Raw genomic sequence first — 16,507 nt, 5'->3', positions numbered from 1 at the left:
TACCGCCGCCCTCCGGCGGCTAAACGTCCTCGAGGATCTTGGTGATCCCGGCGACGACGTCCGGATGCCCGAGCGGCAGTGGCGGCGGGATCCGGTTGAACGGTTCGCCGGTGCTGTGGGGAAGCACTTCGACCTCGGTCCCCGCCGACCGCACCCGCTCGGCCTGCTCGGAGTTCTCGTCCGGTACGGGATCGACCAGCAGGACGTGGCCGACCGCGCCCGGATGCCGTTCGGCCAGCCGCAGCGCGTCCGCGGCGGCCTCCCCGCTCGCCACGAGGTCGATCGGCGGGCCACCGGGTTCCGCGTCGCCGACCACGTCCTCGGCCTGGGTCAACGCGCCGTCCACCGGCAGACGGCACCAGATGACCTGACGCTGGGCCGTGAGCGGCCGCCAGGTCGCCGGGAGTTCACCGTGCTTGCCTTCGCCCGCGGGATCGAGGACGACGAGTTTCGCCGCCTCGTTCCCGCCATCGGTGACGACCGAGGGTCCCTCGGCCCGGACGGAATCGGATTCGCCGGACATGGTCACCTTTCTTCTAACACCTGGTACGGGGAAGCTCCGGGGAATCGGTGTCCAATGGCACTGAGCCTGACCGGACAAGTCCTAATTGGACGGTTTGGCGTTTGCCCACCGCTTCCAGCGCCCAGTCGGTGGCGGTCCGCAGCCGGTTGCCCGGCATGGCCAGCAGATGGTAGCCGCGCGTGACCGCCTTGGCGGCGAGCCCGGAAAGGGGGATGTGCAAGGGATTCGCCGCGGCCTGATGGGCGCCGAGGTCGACGACGAAGCCGAGATCGTTGTGCCGGTAGGTACCGTGCGAGCCATGCCCGAGTGACGCGGCCACGTTCCGTCCGGCCAGTTTTCCCTGCCGCTCGGCGTGCTGGGCCGTCATCGGCGTGTACTCGCCCGGCCGCGTCAGATCCGGGACGGCGGCCGCGTCGCCGCACGCGTAGACGTCCCGGCGCCCGGGGACGTTCAGCTGCGCCGTGACGACGAGCCTGCCCTTGGCCGTCTTGAGACCCAGGTCCTCGACCAGCGGATCCGGCCGCACCCCGACACACCAGACGAGGGTGTGCGTCGGCACGGATTCGCCGGAGGTCAGTTCCACGCCCTTGTCGCCGGCGTTGTCGACCGACGTCTTCATCAGCACCTCGACGCCGCGTGACCGCAGCACCTCGTCGGCGGTGGCGCCCAGGCGCGGGTCGAGTTCCGGCAGGACGCGGTCGGCCACGTCCAGCAGCAGCCACTGGATCTTCTGGCCTTCGAGTTCGGGATGCCGCGCGGCGAGCGCGGCGGTGAACGCCGGACCTTGCGCGGCGACCTCGGTCCCGGTGTACCCGGCGCCGACGACGACGAACGTGCACCGCGCGTCGCGTTCGGCCGGATCCGTCGCGGACGCGGCGAGTTCTATCTGCCGGGTGACGTGGTCCCGGAGGTAGAGCGCCTCGGGAAGGCCACGGAAGCCGTGGGCGTACTCGCATACGCCGGGGATCGGCAGCAGTTTGTTGACACTGCCCACGGCCAGCACGAGCCTGTCGTATCCGATTCGGCAGTCGCGGTCTTCGGGGTCGGTATAGCTCACGCTGCGGCCGTCGAAGTCGACCGACGTCGCGGTGCCGAGCACCAGCCGCACACCGCGCAGGGTCCCCGGGATGGACACCGAGATGCGCCGGGGTTCGAGGATCCCGGCGGCGACCTCGGGCAGCAAGGGAAGATAGAGGAAGTAGTCGGTCGGGTTCAGCACGACGATCTCAGTGTCGTCATCTACCGATTTGAGCAGGGTCTTGGCGGCGTTGTAGCCGGCGAAGCCGCCGCCGATGATCACTACGCGCATCGTCACCCTTCCGGGTCAGTCCTTGGTGGGCCAGTCGCCGGTCGCCTTGCGATAGCCGACCGCGCCCGCTCGTTCCGTGGCCGCCTTCACCGCGCCGAAGATCGCGCCCTGCGCGGCGGCCGCGACGATCACCTGGGTCCAGGTGAAGTCCCGGTCCATGGCGTCCGGCGCGTCCTCGTCACCGCTGACGCGTTTCCAGATCTGCTTGAACGCGGCGCCGGCGAGGATCCCGCCGAGGGCGCTGATGACCATGTTCATCGGTTTGTAGAGGACCTTGTTCACGAAGAAGACCTCTTTCGCATGATCAGGCGGATCGTCACGAGCAGCGCGAGGATCCCGGCGAAGACCGGCAGGGGGTTGGCGCGGACGACTTCGGTGCCCTGACGGAACTTTTCCGCGGCGGGCTCCGAAATCTTTTCGGCGATCTTTTCGCCGGCCTGGTCGACCTTGGCGTCCAGGTTGTCGTTGACCCGGGCCTTCACGTCGAGTTTCTGGCCCAATGCGTCGAGGGTCTCGGTGAGTTCCTCGCGGGTCACGTCGCGATCGGCGCGGGCTTCTTCGGCGTTCTTGGGGAAATCACTCATGAGCGCACTCCCTGCTTGACGGTGTCGACATCCTTGCGGACGCCTTCGATGGCCTCTTCCGGCACCGGCGGGGTCGCGCTCGCGACCTCCTTGCGGCCGATGACGGCCGAAAGCCCGCCGATCAGCAGCAGCGCCGCGCCGGTCACCACGGCCGCCAGCCACGCGGGCATCACCAGCGCGAGTGCCAGTACCACCGCGGCGATCAGGGTCGCGAGGCCGAACAGGGCGAAGATCCCGGCCGCGCCGAACAGCCCGGCGCCGACGCCCATCCGCTTTCCCTTGCCCTGCAACTCGAATACGGCCAGCCGCATCTCGTCGCGCACCAAGTGCTTGACCTCGTCGCTCAGGTCGGAGACCAATTCGCCGACCGACTTGTCTGACGGCGGCTTCCGGTGGGTTTGTTCGATCATGGAGCACCTCCTCGGAGCGTTCTGCTCGCCGGGTACCCGGGAGTACGGGCGGTCAATCACCGCGAGTTTCGGCCTCCCGGGCACCGGGTAGCCGAAAGAGTGCCGGCTCGAAAAGCACCCAACCGACAGGAGGATGCATGAGCACGATCACCGAAATGGTGGACGTCGAAGTACCGGTCAAGACCGCGTACAACCAATGGACGCAGTTCGAGTCCTTCCCGAAGTTCATGGAGGGCGTCGAGGAGATCCGTCAAATCGACGCGACCCACACCCACTGGGTGACCAAATTCGGTGGTGTGAGCCGGGAATTCGACGCGACCATCACCGAACAACATCCCGACGAGCGCGTCGCGTGGACCTCGGACTCCGGTCCCGACCACGCGGGCGTCATCACCTTCCATCGCCTTGACGACAACAAGACCCGGGTCACGGCGCAGATGGAGATCGACCCCGAGGGCTTCGCCGAGAACGTCGCCGACAAACTCGGTGTCCTCGATCGCCGGGTCAAGGGCGACCTGAAGCGGTTCAAGGAGTTCATCGAGAGCCGCGGTCACGAGTCCGGCGCGTGGCGCGGCGACGTCGACCGCCCCGGCAGCTGACCCGTTCCCGGGACCTTCGCCTGGAAAGCGGCGTTTTCCAGGCGAAGGTCCCGGGTACTTCAGTGGGTGAGGTCCTTAACGAAGGGAGCGTCCCGGCATGACTACCAACGCGTACGTAGCCTTCCTCGTCATCGGGGTGGCACTGGTCATGCTCGACGGCCTGATCATCTACCAGAGCGGTAAGCGCTACCTGCGAGGTTCCCACGGCGATCCGGCCGCCGGGGCGTCCATGACCTGGCTCGTCACGGTGTTGTTCCACCTCGCGACGCTGGGCGTGCTGGCCTTGCTGTCGACCGTCGACATCGGCGGCAGTGACCTGCCGGGTGTGGTGGGCAGGCTGGGTGTTCTGTTGCTGGTGCTGGCCATCGCCCACGCGATCACGCTCAGCGTGCTCTCGCGGATCCGTGGTGAGCAGGAGGCCGAAGCGGTGATCAACCGCCCGCGGCAGCGTGTCGAGCCCGAACAGCAGGGCACCACGGTGACCCCGGTTCCCGGTCAGGAAGGACGATTCCCGACCGCGAGCCCGTCGATCGAGCAGCACGCGCCGTACACGACGCCGTAGGAAAGTCGAGTGCTGGCAGGAGGTTTCGCCGTGCACGAGATCGAAGACGAACTGTGGGACGAGTTCCATCGCGTGGTCAACATGACCTCGCGGGAACTGGCCGACTGGCTGCGCACGCGGTCGGCCGACGACGAGGACGAAGCGCTGCCGGACCAGGCGGGAACGCCGACCGGACGGCATGTGCTCAGCATCCTCGGCAAGCGCAGGACCGACCTCACCGCCGAGGACGAGCGGGTGATGCGCTCGGTCGTCCGGCGGGTCGAGGACCAGCGGCGAGACGACCTGGAACCGGTCGCGGGTGAGGCGCACTGGCGGCACAGGCTGATGTCGCTGGGGCACGACCCGCTGAAACCCGTCTGACAGTGCCCAACCCCTCGTGAGTGGTAATGACGGTTAGAACCGTCATTACCACTCACGAGTCTTTGGGGCTCATTCCCTACCTGGAGAGCAGGGTCCCGGCAAGTCGCAGAGCCGCTGGTCGTGAGTGGTAAGTGTCGTTCTAACGACACTTACCACTCACGACCATCCCAACCCACCATTACCGGTGGATCGCTTCACGGACCTCATACGGGGCATGGGGGCGAAGGGGCAGGGTCGGTTCAGGCTCGTGAGTGGTATTGACGGTTAGAACCGTCAATACCACTCACGAGTCTGTGTGGGGCTCATTCCGAGAGCTTGCCCCGCAACTGGTCCAGCGTCTGGGAAAGCAGCCGCGAAACGTGCATCTGCGAGATGCCGACCTTCTCCGCGATCTGCGTCTGGGTGTAGCCCCCGAAGAACCGCATCACGAGGATCGCGCGTTCCCGTTTCGGGAGTTCCCGCAGCAACGGTTGCAGCGCCTCATGGGTCTCCACCAACGCCATGTCGTGATCCTCTTCGCCGATCGTGTCGGCGAGGGAGAGGGCTTCGGTGGCGTCGTCGTGGACCGGCTTGTCCACCGACAACGTCTGGTACGCCTGGCCGGCGAGCAACCCTTCACGCACCTCGTTGACTTCGAGCCCGAGGTACTCGGCGAGTTCGGTCGGCGTCGGCGCGCGGCCGAGGCTCTGGGACAGCGCGGCCGTGCCCTGGCTGAGCGAAACGTGGAGTTCCTTGAGCCGCCTCGGTACCCGGACCGACCAGCCGGTGTCGCGGAAGTGCCGCCGCACCTCGCCCATGACCGTGGGTACGGCGAAGGAGAGGAAATCGTGGCCGCGGCCGGGGTCGAAGCGGTCGACTGCGTTGATCAGGCCGATTCGCGCCACCTGCACCAGATCCTCGCGGGGCTCGCCCCGGCCGGAGAACCTGGTCGCGATGTGCTCGGCGAGCGGCAGTAGCTCCGTGACCAGCCGGGCGCGCAGTTCCCGGCGGCGCGGAGAGTCCTCCGGCAAGGCGGCCAGCTCTTCGAAGAGGGGTTCGCAATGGGCGTAGTCGTCCGCTTGCCGGGCGAGTGTTTTGCGCTCCCCGCTCACCCGTCGCTCGTTCCCGGGGCCAGGACGAGGTCGATCGTCGTCGTACCCCCTGTTTCGCCGGGGATCGGCGCGCAGTGCGCCGTCACCGAATGCGTCAAGGTCGTCAGGACATGCCAGCCGAACGTCGTTTCGCTCGGCAGATAGGGCTTCGTCGTCCGCGTGGAGATCGAGACGGCGATGCCCTCGGGAATCTCGTGAAACACACAGCACAGCACGGCTCCCAGTTCCGCGGGCTGGACGAGTTGGGAACAGGCTTCGTCGACGGCCATCTTCGCGTCTGAAATGGCGTCCAAGCCGAAGTCCGCACGGGACACCACCCCATGGGTGAGCGTGCGGACGAGGGGAATCTGTTCCGCCTCGGCGGGCAGGCGGAGTTCGACCCGGTCGAACATACCGTCCGACGGTGGCCGGGTTTGGGGGGTGAGACCGCCCCGTCCATGTGCATCCATTCCGAAACCTATCCGTCCGTCGCCGTGGGACAACCGCGGAGGGAGCCCGCCGCGGGACGCGTGATCAACGGCCAAGGGCCTGCTGAAGGTCCTTTTTGGACATCTTCGAGCGACCCTTGACGTTGCGTTTCTTCGCTTCGTTGTACAGCTGATCCTTGGTCGGGCCGTTCGGGCCCAGCCGCTTCCCCGAGCGTTTGCCACCCCGCCGCTGAGGTGACATGTCCTGCACGGAGGTGCGGCTCGCCTCGCGCGCCTCGCCCGCCTGCGCGCGGTTCTTGTTGACCGTGCGCGCGGCGATCTCCTCGGCCCGGTCGGTGCTCGCGCCGCGGTCCTTCGCCGATTCCTTGATGTGTTCGTACTGACGTTCTCGTTTGTCGCTCCAACTCTGCTGAGGCATGGCTGCTCCTCTCTTCCCGGGTCAGGTACCCCGATCGATTCGCCGGATAAACGTCCGGTTGATCGCGGGAACCGGCGGGTACGCGAAGGTCAGACGCGAAGGGAGGCTTCGATGCGCATCGGCTACACACTCATGACCGAACAGGCCGGACCGAAGGACCTGGTCGGGTACGCCGCCGGAGCGGAGAAGGCGGGTTTCGACTTCGAGGTGATGAGCGACCACTACTCGCCTTGGCTGGACGAACAGGGCCATTCGCCGTACGCGTGGAGCGTGCTGGGAGCGGTCACGCAGAGCACCGAACGGGTCGAACTGATGACCTTCGTGACCTGCCCGATCATGCGTTATCACCCGGCGGTGGTGGCACAGAAGGCGGCGACCGTCCAGGCGCTCTCGGACGGCCGGTTCACCCTCGGGCTCGGTGCGGGGGAGAACCTCAACGAGCACGTCATCGGCCAGGGCTGGCCACCGGCGAATGTCCGCCACGAGATGCTGGCCGAAGCCGTCCAGATCATCGGCGGGCTGTTCGACGGCGGGTACTTCAACTACGCGGGTGAGCACTTCCGCGTGGACTCGGCCAAGCTGTGGGACCTCCCGGAGCAGCGGGTCCCGATCGCCGTCGCGGTGTCCGGGTCACAGTCGGTGACCAGGTTCGCCCCGATCGCCGACGCGATGATCGCGGTGGAGCCGGACGCGTCGCTGAGCCGGGAATGGGACGCCACCAAACTCGGCCCGCCCAGCCGGAAGATCGCCCAGATGCCGATCTCCTGGGGCGAGGACCGCGACGCCGCCATCCAGCGCGCGCACGAGCAGTTCCGCTGGTTCGGTGGCGGCTGGAAGGTCAACGCCGAGTTGCCGGGGCCCGCGGGGTTCGCCGGGGCCACGCAGTTCGTCAAACCGGAGGACGTCGCCGCGTCCATCCCGTGCGGACCGGACGTCGAGCAGATCGTGAAGCAGGCCGCCGAGTACGAGGCCGCGGGCTTCACCGACCTAGCCCTGATCCAGATCGGCGGCGATCAGCAGGAGGGTTTCCTCCGGTTCGCCGAGGACAAGCTGCTTCCGGCGTTGCGGGGCTGATCACCCGAACGGAGTCACCTGTGTTCAAGCCGGCTGTCGTGGGTACTTGGCCCTACGACGGCCTTCATCCGAAGGGGGAACAGATGAGCAACGAACTCGGCCTTCACCCGGTACCGGACCTGCTCCCGGAGGGACAGGACTCGCCGGAACAGCAGGCGGTACGCCGGAAGGCGGCACTCGCCGTCGCCTCACGCGCCAGGAGCGCGGACGACTGCGCGAAGCTGCTGGACATGCTGGGCCTGCACGAGAGCAGCGGCCGCAGCTCCGAAGTGGCCTGATTCAGCGGCCGCCGCGCGCAGCCACGAGGTCCGCGACGAAGGCCTGGTAGGCCTCGTCGCGGTCCGGCGCGCGCAGTACGGCGGACGGGTGAACCGTGGCGACCGCGGTGACGTCGAATTCGGGTAGCTCGATCCGCTCCCCACGACTCCGCGTGATGCGGAAATCATCGCCCAGCAGCGCCTTCGCCGCCGTCGCGCCGAGGAAGATCAGCAGCTCCGGATGGATGGCCGTCAGTTCCGCGTGCAGCCACGGGCGACACGCGACGACCTCGGTCCTCGACGGCGTCTTGTGGATGCGCCGCTTGCCCCGTTCGTCACGTTTGAACTTGAAATGCTTGACCGCGTTGGTGACGTAGATCTTCCGCCGGTCGAAACCCGCTTCGTCGAAGGCCCGGTCGAGCAGCCGCCCGGCGGGCCCGACGAACGGGGCGCCCGCCCGGTCCTCCTGGTCGCCGGGTTGTTCGCCGACCACCATGATCTCCGCCTGGCGAGGCCCTTCGCCGAAGACGGTCTGGGTCGCGTCGCGGTAGAGATCGCATCCGTGACAGGAGGACGCCGCCTCGCGGAGACGGTCCAGATCGGTGGTGTCGGGCGGAGCCGCCCCGGGTGCCTTGGTCGCCATTCCGGCCGATTTCCCGGCTCGTCGCGCGGTCAAACCGTTTCACGCCGACCGCGGCGGGTAACCGACCGGCATGGGTACCGACACCGAACCGGCCACCGCCTCCGTCCAGGACACGCTCCGCGTCGCCGCGCAGGTCGTTCTACCCACCCTCGCGGGCGGGGTGATCAAACGCAGGCCACTCGGCCTGGCCGCGGCCCAGAAACTGCAACTGGACCGGCCGGCGGTCCGGCTGCTCGGGCGGCTGAGGTCCCGGTACGGCCCGGGGCCGTTGCGCTTGCGCGTCCCCGGGCGGTCGATCGACCTGGCGCTTTCCGGTGAGGACGTCGCCGAGGTGCTGGCCGCCGCCCCGGTGCCTTTCAGCCCGTCAACGAAGGAGAAGAGGGCCGCGCTCGGGCATTTCCAGCCGCACGGCGTGCTGATCTCGGACGCGGCCGACCGGCCCCCGCGCCGTCGGTTCAACGAGGAGGTCCTCGAACCCGGCCGTCCGCTGCACGACCTCGCCGAGCCCTTCGCGGTGGTGATCGCCAAGGAAGCGGAATCGTTGTGGGACAACGGAACCCTGGATTGGGACACCTTCAACATCGCCTGGTGGCGGATCGTCCGCCAGGTCGTCCTGGGTGAGTCGGCCGCGGACGACGACGTACTCACCGACATGCTCGCCCGGCTGCGCAAGGACGCGAACTGGGCCTACGCGCATCCCCGGCGTGAAAGCCTTTACGCCCGATTCCGCACGCGGCTCCTCGAACATCTGGAGCGGGTCGAGCCGGGCAGCCTCGCCGAGGTGATCGCGTCGGCCGAAGCGGAACGGAAACCCGAGATCGTCGCGGACCAGGTGGCTCATTGGCTCTTCGCGTTCGACGCCGCGGGGATCGTCACCTTCCGTACGCTCGCGCTGCTCGCCACCCACCCCGCCGCGCGCGAACGGGCCGACGAGGAAGTCCGCGACGCCGATCCGGGTGGCCCGAACCAGTTCGCCTACCTGCGTGCCTGCGCCCTCGAATCGGTCCGGTTGTGGCCGACCACGCCGGCGCTCCTGCGGGAGAGCACCGCCGACACCGCCTGGGGCCCGCCGGGGACCACGGTGCTGATCTTCACCCCGTTCTTCCACCGCGATCCGGAGTCCATGCCGTACGCCGACCGGTTCGAACCCGAGATCTGGCTGGACGGCAGCGCCGCGGGCAACCCGGCGCTGGTCCCCTTCAGCGCCGGGCCCGCCATCTGCCCCGGCCGGGACCTGGTGCTGTTCTGCGCGAGCACGATGCTCGCCCACCTGATCCGAGACCGCCGCTTCACGCTGGTCTCCGGCGCGATCCTCGGCCCGGAGCGGCCGTTGCCCGCGACATTGGACAACTTCCACCTGAAGTTCGAGCTGGTCTCCGGCTGAGCGCGGCTAGGCCTCGTCGTCGACCCATTCGAGCAGGTCGCCGGGCTGGCACTGGAGGACCCGGCACATCGCTTCCAGGGTGCTGAACCGGACCGCCTTGGCGCGACCGTTCTTGAGTACGGCCACGTTCGCCGGGGTGAGCCCGACGAGGTCGGCGAACTCGCCGACGCTCATCTTGCGTTTGGCCAGCTCGACGTCGATGCGGACGACGATCGGCATCAGATCACCTGTTCCAGATCGGACCGCAGCGTGGTGGCCTGCTTCAGCAGTGTGCGCATCACGACCATGAGGAGACCCAGGACGGCGACTCCGATCAACGCCAGGAACAGCAGTAGCGGCAGGCCAGGGTCGTCGGCGTTGAAGCCGACGTAGAGGAACACGCCCGCGAGGACCAGCCAGCCGGCGAGGATCGCCCAGACGATCGCGTCCACCCAGCGCAGGGACGCCTCGGTGAAGATCCGGTCCTTCTTGACCAGGGTGAGCAGCTGCCAGGTCGCCACCACGACGACCTGGACGCACAGCACCCAGAAGACCGAAACGGCCGTCGCGGGCCAGCGCAGGTAAGCCATTTCGGGGTCTTGCCGCGCCATATGCGCGAACTGGCCGGGCAGGGACATGGTCTGGAAGAGGACCAGGATCCCGAACAGCAGCACGAGGAACACTCTGAGGGGCGCGACCGCCCGTTGCCCTGTGATCATGCGTCGAGTTTCGCGCGTTATCTATCGAAAGTCAATCGGTAGCTATCGCCTAACGAGCCCGGCCTGGTCCTGGCGCACGCCGTGGCGCCCCGGCGTGCGCTGTGGCGCCGTCGTGGGCGAGGCGTCGGCAAGTACCGGCGGCGGAACGGTGTTCGCGACAAAGTGACGTCGGCTTCGGCGCGAGTTCCCCTCGTGCATTTAGTCCTCTGAATGCGTTACTTGTCACGCGCACCTTTTCGCTGCCGGAAAGGACTCACCCGGCCGTAGTTCTGCCATTGTCGCGTCCGGGGGTGTCTGTCAGGATGCTCGTGACCCGATCCGAAGGAGCGTCCAATGGCTTCCCGTCTCAATCCGTATATCAGCTTCGCCGGTGACGCCCGGCAGGCCATGGAGTTCTACAAGTCGGTGTTCGGCGGGGAACTCACGCTGAACACCTTCGGCGAATCCGGGATGGCGGGTTCGCCCGTGGAAGACCAGATCATGCACTCCCAGCTCGATTCGCCGAGCGGGTACACGATCATGGCCTCGGACACGCCGCCGGGCATGGAGCACAAGCCGGGTACCAATCTGTCGATCAGTCTCAGTGGTGACGACGGTGAGGAATTGCGCGGGTATTGGCAGAAACTTTCCGCCGAAGGCACCGTTTCGGTCCCGTTCGAAAAGCAGATGTGGGGTGACGAATTCGGTGCCTGCACCGACAAGTTCGGCATCTCGTGGATGGTGAACGTCGTCCAGTCCTAGGGCTTTCCGGCCCGGTGCGGGCCCTGCCATGGCTCCCGACTTCCGGGGACTTAGGGCCTCGATCACGCGATTCATGTCATGACACCGATGGAACCGCCGACCTTTTCCGGAGAAGGTCCGACGGTTCCATCGGGAGGCAAGGATATGAACAGGAAGTTCGCGGCACTGCTGGTTTCGGCAGGTACCGCCGTTACCGCGTGGGGACTGGGCGGGTGCGGGACACCGACCGCGGGTACCCCGATCACCGTGGTGCGCGAGCTCGTTCCGCCCGCGACGACCACCGCCGTGGTCGTCGCTCCTCCGCCGCCTACTTCGGTGGTCGTCGTGGAGCCGCCGGTGACGGTCACCCGGGCGCCCACGGTCCAACGGCTCACTTCGTGTCAGCGGCTTCTCGCCGAGGGGTACTCCTTCGAGTACGCGTTCAACGCCTGGGTGGCCGCGGGCCGTCCGCTGAGCTGGGACGCCGACCGCGACGGATATCCGTGCGAGCAGTCCTACGGGAACCGCAACTAGACCGGCCGCCGAGGCTGTGCCGGTGTGCCGTCTGTAGCGAACACGACTTCCGTGAAGGTCTCCTTGAGAGACCCAGAGACCCTCAAGGAGGCCTTCACGGACCGGGGGCGAGGGCAGCCGCCGGCGACGTAGGCACTTCAGACAGGCACCGCGAGACGTGACCTCCCAGCGCATCCCGTTGATTGTTCTGCGCGAATCAAGGGTTCCGGTCAACCAATCCCCGGGATGTAGTAGCCCGCGACGAAGCGACGGGCTGGTGGGGAGAGGGAATGAGCTCAGCGGAGGGTGTTGTCCTGGTCATCGGCTGCGGGATGCGGCCGTACCGGGAGTACCTGTTGGCGTCGGCCGGGCACCGGCATCCCTTGTGGTTGTTCACCGGGACCGAACAGACCTGGCAGGAGCGTCACATCACCGGCGGCACGGTGCTGGATCTGCAGGACCGCGACGCCGTACTGGCCGCGGCCCGCGCGGTGAACGCGGCCACGCCGGTACTCGGGGTGGTGTCGTGGGACGAGGCGCTGATCGTGACGGCGGCGCACGTCGCGGACGAACTCGGCCTGCCGGGCGCGGGGATCTCCGCGATCGAGGGCTGCCGTGACAAATGGCTCAGCCGCCGGACACTCACCGCGGCCGGGGTCGCGCAACCGGACTTCGGTTTCGTGCACGACGAGGAGCAGGCAATCCGCGTGGCGGAGCGGATCGGCTATCCGGTCGTCGTCAAGCCGCGAGGGGGAGGGGCCAGCATCGGCGTCAGCCTCGCGGAAGACGGCGAGGCGGTGCGGAAGGCGTTCCGGACCGCGGAGGACGCCAGCTTCGGCGGCTCGCCCGCCTACCAGGGCGGGGCGCTGGTCGAGGAGTACCTGACCGGCCCGGAGATCAGTGTGGACGGCGCCGTGGTCGACGGCGAGTACACGCCGATGTTCCTGGCGCACAAGACGGTCGGCATGCATCCGTACTTCGAGGAACTCGGCCATCTGGTCAGCTCCTCGGACGAACTGCTCGCCGACCCCGTACTCCGGTCGACGCTGGCCCGTGCGCACAGCGCGATCGATTTCCGTTACGGCATCACCCATACCGAACTCAAGCTCACCGAACGCGGGCCGGTGATCGTGGAGATCAACGGCAGGCTCGGTGGGGATCTGATCCCGTTGCTGGCCCGCTTCGCGACCGGGATCGACCCGGGCGCGGCCGCGGTCGACGTCGCACTCGGCATGCGGCCCCACATCCCGTACGAGGCCGAGGACCGGTGGGTCGGGGTGCGCTTCGGCTACCCGAAGCAGGACTGCGTCGTCGAGTCGGTGTCCGTGCCGGACACCTTGCTGGGCAACGGGATCCTCGCTTCCGACGTGCTCGTCGAACCGGGGGCCCGGATGCGGCTCCCGCCGGCGGAGTTCATCTCGCGTCACGCGTACGTGATCTGCGCCGGCCGTGATCCCGACGACTGTGAAGTGGTGCTGGACAAGGCCATGGCCCTGGTCCGGCTGACCGCGTACCCCCTGCTGCCCTCGGTGGCCACCGGTGGTTGACCGTGCCCCGGCACCGCAGAACACCTTCCCAGCACTCTCAAACGATGGCGGAGCAAACAATGGCGAACCGTGATGTCGAGCTTCTCGCAGTCGGAGCAGGACCGTCCAACCTGGCACTCGCAGTGGCACTGGAGGAGCTCGCACCCGGCCTGGCCCGCGATTCGGTCCTGATCGAACGTGACGAGGAGGTGTCCTGGCAGCGGGGGATGCTCCTGCCGGAGGCGCTGTCCCAGGTCTCGTTCCTCAAGGATCTGGTGACCCTGCGCAATCCGCGCAGCCGGTTCTCGTTCCTCAACTACCTCCACGACACCAACCGGCTCAACGAGTTCGTGAACATGGGCAGCTTCGTCCCGTACCGGGTCGAGCTGGCCGACTATCTCAGGTGGACGGCCGACTCGCTGTCGCTGGTGGACCTGCAGCGCGGCCGGGAATGCCTCGACATCACTCCTGTGTGGACGGACGGCACGCTCACCGGCTGGGAGACCCGGATCGCCGACGGCGAGGTCATCCGCAGCCGCTACCTGGTGGTCGGTGCCGGCCGGGACGCGCGGATCCCGGACCGGCTCCGGACGGTGAACCAGGACCGCGTCATCCACAGCACGCAGTACCTGCCGAGGATCGCCAAGCTGCGCAAGGATCTCCCGTACCGCGTCGCGGTGATCGGCGCCGGGCAGAGCGCGGCGGAACTGTTCGGCGCGGTGCAGAACGACCTGCCCGAATGCAAGCCGACCATGGTGATGCGCTCGATCGGCCTGAACTACTACGAGAGCAGCAAGTTCAACAACGAACTGTTCTTCCCGTCCCATGTGGACAAGTTCTTCGACGCGCTGCCGGAGGCCCGCGAGCAGATGCTCAAGGAGATGCACCACACGAACTACTCCGGGCTGGCGCCGGGCACGATGGACGCGCTCTACCGCTCGATCTACCTGGACCGCCTCTCCGGTCGTTCCCGGCTGCGGATGATCACGATGAACGACATCACCGACGCCCGCGACGAAGGCGACGAGATCGTGCTGGAGCTGACCGACCGGCGCACCGGGGAGACGCAGGAACTGCGTACCGATCTCGTCCTGCTCGGCACCGGTTTCTCCCCGGAGATGCCGAGGATGATCCAGGAGATCGCGAAGTCCATCGGCCTCTCCGAGATCAAGGTGACCCGTGACTACCGGCTGGAGATCGACCAGCCCGCCACCGCGGCCGCCTACCTCCAGGGCGTCAACGAGGCGACACACGGGATCGCGGACTCGCTGCTGAGCGTGCTCGCGCCCCGCGCCAACGACATCCTGCAGGACATCCTCGCCCACCGCGGGGAAACCCCTTCGGTGCCGCCGCAGCCGACGTCGGACACCGCACCCATCGTCGCCACCCGCTGAGCCACGGAAAGGAAGCAGCAGTCATGGAGATCCGTCCGCTGGAGCGGGAGAAGATGGTCTTCGAGAACGGTGCCTACGGACAGCGGCTCCTGCCGTGGGCGGCGCTGAACGCGCCGTTCGAAGGCGCCTGGGTCACCGTGCCGGCGCACGGCGCCACGGGTGCGCATGCTCACCACGAGTACGAGATCTTCATCGCCGTCCGCGGTGAGGCGGTCGTCGAGGCCGGGGGAGAGCGCCGCGCGTTCCGGCCGGGGGACATCGAGTTCCACGCGCCCGGCACGGAGCACCGCATCCTCAACGACGGTGCCGAGGACTTCGAGATGTACGCGATCTGGTGGGACTCCGACATGACGGCGAAGTTCGCCGCCCGGCACGAGGAGCGCGCGTGACCACGCCCCGTGACACCAGGCCGGTGGTGATCATCGGCGGCCCCCCGACGTCCAACGGGGACCTGCACATCGGGCATATCGCCGGGCCGTACCTCGGCGCGGACGTGCACCGGCGGTATCTGCGCGCGGCCGGCCGCGAGGCGGTCTTCGCCTCCTGTACCGACGACAGCCAGACCTACCTCGTCACCAGCGCGGCCAGGGCGGGGCTGACCCCGCCTGAGCTGGTGCGGCAGTCGACCGAGAACATCCAGCGCACGTTCAAGGCGATGGGTGTCGAGGTCGACGGCTTCTCGCCGACCGACGACGGTTACAAGGCCCTGGTCTACGACTACGTCAAACGCCTGTACGACAAGGGAAAGCTCCGGCTGCGCAAGGTGCGGCTGCCGTACAGCGAGAGCAAGGGCGAGTTCCTGGTCGAGGGGTTCGTCGGCGGCGGCTGCCCGACCTGTCTCGCCGACAGCCGCGGCGGGTTCTGCGAGGGCTGCGGGCATCCGATCGACTTCGACGCGCTCATCGAGCCGTACTCGGTGCTCGACCCCGCCGACGAGGTGACCTACCGCGAGACGGAGATCATGGTCTTCCCCGTCTCGGAGTACCGCGAACAACTGCTCGCCTACTACGAGGAGCGCGGCCCGGCGTGGCGGCCGCACGTGCTCGGGCTGATGCGGGAACTGCTGGCCGGCCCGTTGCCGGACTTCGCGATCACGTACCCGGTCAAGTGGGGGCTGCCCGCGCCGTTCCTCCAGACGCCGGGGCAGCGGCTCAACGCGTGGGTCGAGGGGATGCCCGCGTCGATGTACTGCACCGAGTACGCCTTGCGGCGCAACGGGAAACCGGTCCTCACCGACGACGACGCGTGGCTCGCGGAGAACGACGCGCGGGTCGTGGTGTTCATGGGATTCGACCCGTTGTTCACCTGGGGTGTCGTCCACGTCGCCGAACTGATGGCGCTGGAAGGCCGCTACGTCCTGCCGGACACCTTGCTGGTCAACGAGTTCTACGAACTGGAGAACGAGAAGTTCTCCACCAGCAAGGGACATGTGGTCTGGGCCCGCGAACTGGCGGCCGAGGTGCCGCGTGACATCGCGCGGTTCCACCTCAACCTCACCGCGCCGGAGTTCGCCAGGACCAACTTCAGCCGCGCCGCGCTGGAGAAGGTGGCGGGGGAGCGGCTCGTCGCGCCCTGGAACGAACTCGCCGAGTCGCTGGCCAAGCTCACCGCCGAGGTCGGTGGGGAGAACGGCGGCCTGCCGGTGTCGACCGAGGCCACCGAACGCGCGGCGGCGATGGTGTCCCGGTTCGCCCTGAACTACGAACTCGAGGATTTCAGCCTCAGCCGGGCGGCCGATCTGGTGGTGCAGCACGTCGAACGCCTGCGGGCGGTGACGGCACGCACGCTGGAGGGCAACCTCGACCAGGAGGTGCTGCGGGGGAGGCTGGGCGATCTCTTCCTCGAACTGCGCGCGCTGATCGGCTGCGCCTCGCCGATCCTCATCGACCTCGCCGCGCGGGCCGCGAGCGCGGGCGGCTTCGACCTCCGGATCACCGCGGACGCCTTCGACGTCACGCACACCACGGCGTTCGCCGTGCCACCACTGGAATACCCCCCGACGAGCGAGGTCTGA

23 protein-coding genes are annotated in these 16,507 nt (G+C 67.7%); 12 read left to right on the top strand and 11 right to left on the bottom strand.

Annotated features, from left to right (window positions below; all coding sequences use genetic code 11):
• Nucleotides 1-19 precede the first annotated feature (19 nt).
• Genes L324_RS11435 through L324_RS11415 form a run of 5 tightly spaced genes read right to left on the bottom strand, consistent with a single transcriptional unit; the run spans nucleotide 20 to nucleotide 2,826 of the window.
• Nucleotides 20-523: a hypothetical protein gene (locus L324_RS11435; protein ID WP_037306280.1), complete on the bottom strand. Its 504-nt coding sequence runs from the start codon at nucleotides 521-523 to the stop codon at nucleotides 20-22.
• Nucleotides 524-536: 13 nt separating this feature from the next.
• Nucleotides 537-1,832, bottom strand: coding sequence for an NAD(P)/FAD-dependent oxidoreductase (locus tag L324_RS11430; RefSeq protein WP_037306278.1), 1,296 nt, complete (start codon nucleotides 1,830-1,832; stop codon nucleotides 537-539).
• Nucleotides 1,833-1,847: 15 nt separating this feature from the next.
• On the bottom strand, nucleotides 1,848-2,114 hold the full coding sequence (locus L324_RS11425; protein WP_037306277.1) for a DUF4235 domain-containing protein: 267 nt from the start codon (nucleotides 2,112-2,114) through the stop codon (nucleotides 1,848-1,850).
• Nucleotides 2,111-2,416, bottom strand: a complete 306-nt coding sequence (locus tag L324_RS11420) for a DUF3618 domain-containing protein (protein ID WP_037306275.1) — start codon at nucleotides 2,414-2,416, stop codon at nucleotides 2,111-2,113. The genes L324_RS11425 and L324_RS11420 overlap by 4 nt, the downstream gene beginning before the upstream one ends.
• Nucleotides 2,413-2,826 (bottom strand): phage holin family protein, encoded by a 414-nt coding sequence (locus tag L324_RS11415; protein WP_037306274.1) that lies wholly within the window; start codon nucleotides 2,824-2,826, stop codon nucleotides 2,413-2,415. The genes L324_RS11420 and L324_RS11415 overlap by 4 nt, the downstream gene beginning before the upstream one ends.
• Nucleotides 2,827-2,963: 137 nt before the next feature.
• Here L324_RS11415 and L324_RS11410 point away from each other — a divergent pair, with 137 nt between their 5' ends.
• The 3 genes from L324_RS11410 to L324_RS11400 all read left to right on the top strand — a co-directional run bounded on the left by L324_RS11410 (nucleotide 2,964) and on the right by L324_RS11400 (nucleotide 4,347).
• A complete protein-coding gene (locus L324_RS11410; protein ID WP_037306273.1) occupies nucleotides 2,964-3,425 on the top strand; it encodes an SRPBCC family protein in 462 nt (153 codons plus the stop codon).
• 97 nt (nucleotides 3,426-3,522) lie between these two features.
• Complete coding sequence (locus L324_RS11405; RefSeq protein ID WP_037306272.1) at nucleotides 3,523-3,987, top strand: hypothetical protein; 465 nt, start codon at nucleotides 3,523-3,525, stop codon at nucleotides 3,985-3,987.
• Nucleotides 3,988-4,017: 30 nt separating this feature from the next.
• Nucleotides 4,018-4,347: a DUF3140 domain-containing protein gene (locus tag L324_RS11400; protein ID WP_037306422.1), complete on the top strand. Its 330-nt coding sequence runs from the start codon at nucleotides 4,018-4,020 to the stop codon at nucleotides 4,345-4,347.
• A 302-nt stretch (nucleotides 4,348-4,649) separates the two neighbouring features.
• Here L324_RS11400 and L324_RS11395 read toward each other — a convergent pair whose 3' ends face one another.
• The 3 genes from L324_RS11395 to L324_RS11385 all read right to left on the bottom strand — a co-directional run bounded on the left by L324_RS11395 (nucleotide 4,650) and on the right by L324_RS11385 (nucleotide 6,284).
• Complete coding sequence (locus L324_RS11395; RefSeq protein WP_037306271.1) at nucleotides 4,650-5,438, bottom strand: SigB/SigF/SigG family RNA polymerase sigma factor; 789 nt, start codon at nucleotides 5,436-5,438, stop codon at nucleotides 4,650-4,652.
• On the bottom strand, nucleotides 5,435-5,887 hold the full coding sequence (locus tag L324_RS11390) for an ATP-binding protein (protein WP_037306270.1): 453 nt from the start codon (nucleotides 5,885-5,887) through the stop codon (nucleotides 5,435-5,437). The genes L324_RS11395 and L324_RS11390 overlap by 4 nt, the downstream gene beginning before the upstream one ends.
• A 64-nt stretch (nucleotides 5,888-5,951) precedes the next feature.
• Nucleotides 5,952-6,284 carry a hypothetical protein gene (locus L324_RS11385; RefSeq protein ID WP_037306269.1) on the bottom strand — a complete coding sequence of 111 codons (333 nt, stop codon included), beginning with the start codon at nucleotides 6,282-6,284 and terminating at the stop codon, nucleotides 5,952-5,954.
• Between the two features lie 111 nt (nucleotides 6,285-6,395).
• On the opposite strand from L324_RS11385, the gene L324_RS11380 reads away from it, so the two are divergent.
• Together L324_RS11380 and L324_RS11375 are read left to right on the top strand one after the other, a co-directional pair.
• The gene (locus tag L324_RS11380) at nucleotides 6,396-7,358 is read left to right on the top strand and encodes a TIGR03557 family F420-dependent LLM class oxidoreductase (protein ID WP_037306268.1); all 963 of its coding nucleotides are present in this window, start codon (nucleotides 6,396-6,398) and stop codon (nucleotides 7,356-7,358) included.
• An 83-nt stretch (nucleotides 7,359-7,441) separates the two neighbouring features.
• Nucleotides 7,442-7,636 (top strand): hypothetical protein, encoded by a 195-nt coding sequence (locus L324_RS11375; RefSeq protein ID WP_037306421.1) that lies wholly within the window; start codon nucleotides 7,442-7,444, stop codon nucleotides 7,634-7,636.
• 1 nt (nucleotide 7,637) lies between these two features.
• Here L324_RS11375 and L324_RS11370 read toward each other — a convergent pair whose 3' ends face one another.
• Nucleotides 7,638-8,258 (bottom strand): UdgX family uracil-DNA binding protein, encoded by a 621-nt coding sequence (locus L324_RS11370; RefSeq protein ID WP_037306267.1) that lies wholly within the window; start codon nucleotides 8,256-8,258, stop codon nucleotides 7,638-7,640.
• Between the two features lie 70 nt (nucleotides 8,259-8,328).
• Between L324_RS11370 and L324_RS11365 the strand changes: the two genes are divergently transcribed.
• The gene (locus L324_RS11365) at nucleotides 8,329-9,642 is read left to right on the top strand and encodes a cytochrome P450 (protein WP_037306266.1); all 1,314 of its coding nucleotides are present in this window, start codon (nucleotides 8,329-8,331) and stop codon (nucleotides 9,640-9,642) included.
• Nucleotides 9,643-9,648: 6 nt separating this feature from the next.
• Here L324_RS11365 and L324_RS11360 read toward each other — a convergent pair whose 3' ends face one another.
• Nucleotides 9,649-9,861, bottom strand: coding sequence for a helix-turn-helix domain-containing protein (locus tag L324_RS11360; protein WP_037306265.1), 213 nt, complete (start codon nucleotides 9,859-9,861; stop codon nucleotides 9,649-9,651).
• Nucleotides 9,861-10,340 (bottom strand): DUF2975 domain-containing protein, encoded by a 480-nt coding sequence (locus L324_RS11355; protein ID WP_037306264.1) that lies wholly within the window; start codon nucleotides 10,338-10,340, stop codon nucleotides 9,861-9,863. Before L324_RS11355 ends, L324_RS11360 begins: the two co-directional genes overlap by 1 nt.
• Nucleotides 10,341-10,673: 333 nt before the next feature.
• Here L324_RS11355 and L324_RS11350 point away from each other — a divergent pair, with 333 nt between their 5' ends.
• The 6 genes from L324_RS11350 (at nucleotide 10,674) to L324_RS11325 (ending at nucleotide 16,507) form a co-directional block, all read left to right on the top strand.
• Nucleotides 10,674-11,081, top strand: a complete 408-nt coding sequence (locus L324_RS11350) for a VOC family protein (protein WP_037306262.1) — start codon at nucleotides 10,674-10,676, stop codon at nucleotides 11,079-11,081.
• 144 nt (nucleotides 11,082-11,225) lie between these two features.
• Nucleotides 11,226-11,594, top strand: a complete 369-nt coding sequence (locus tag L324_RS11345) for a hypothetical protein (protein WP_037306261.1) — start codon at nucleotides 11,226-11,228, stop codon at nucleotides 11,592-11,594.
• A gap of 269 nt (nucleotides 11,595-11,863) precedes the next feature.
• Nucleotides 11,864-13,120, top strand: coding sequence for an ATP-grasp domain-containing protein (locus L324_RS11340; protein ID WP_037306260.1), 1,257 nt, complete (start codon nucleotides 11,864-11,866; stop codon nucleotides 13,118-13,120).
• Between the two features lie 59 nt (nucleotides 13,121-13,179).
• Nucleotides 13,180-14,493, top strand: a complete 1,314-nt coding sequence (locus L324_RS11335; protein WP_037306259.1) for a SidA/IucD/PvdA family monooxygenase — start codon at nucleotides 13,180-13,182, stop codon at nucleotides 14,491-14,493.
• 23 nt (nucleotides 14,494-14,516) lie between these two features.
• Nucleotides 14,517-14,882: a cupin domain-containing protein gene (locus L324_RS11330; protein ID WP_037306256.1), complete on the top strand. Its 366-nt coding sequence runs from the start codon at nucleotides 14,517-14,519 to the stop codon at nucleotides 14,880-14,882.
• A complete protein-coding gene (locus L324_RS11325; RefSeq protein ID WP_037306254.1) occupies nucleotides 14,879-16,507 on the top strand; it encodes a class I tRNA ligase family protein in 1,629 nt (542 codons plus the stop codon). Before L324_RS11330 ends, L324_RS11325 begins: the two co-directional genes overlap by 4 nt.

It is taken from the genome of Amycolatopsis orientalis DSM 40040 = KCTC 9412 (assembly GCF_000478275.1).
Classification (GTDB): domain Bacteria; phylum Actinomycetota; class Actinomycetes; order Mycobacteriales; family Pseudonocardiaceae; genus Amycolatopsis; species Amycolatopsis orientalis.
This window is presented reverse-complemented; position numbering and strand designations above follow the sequence as displayed.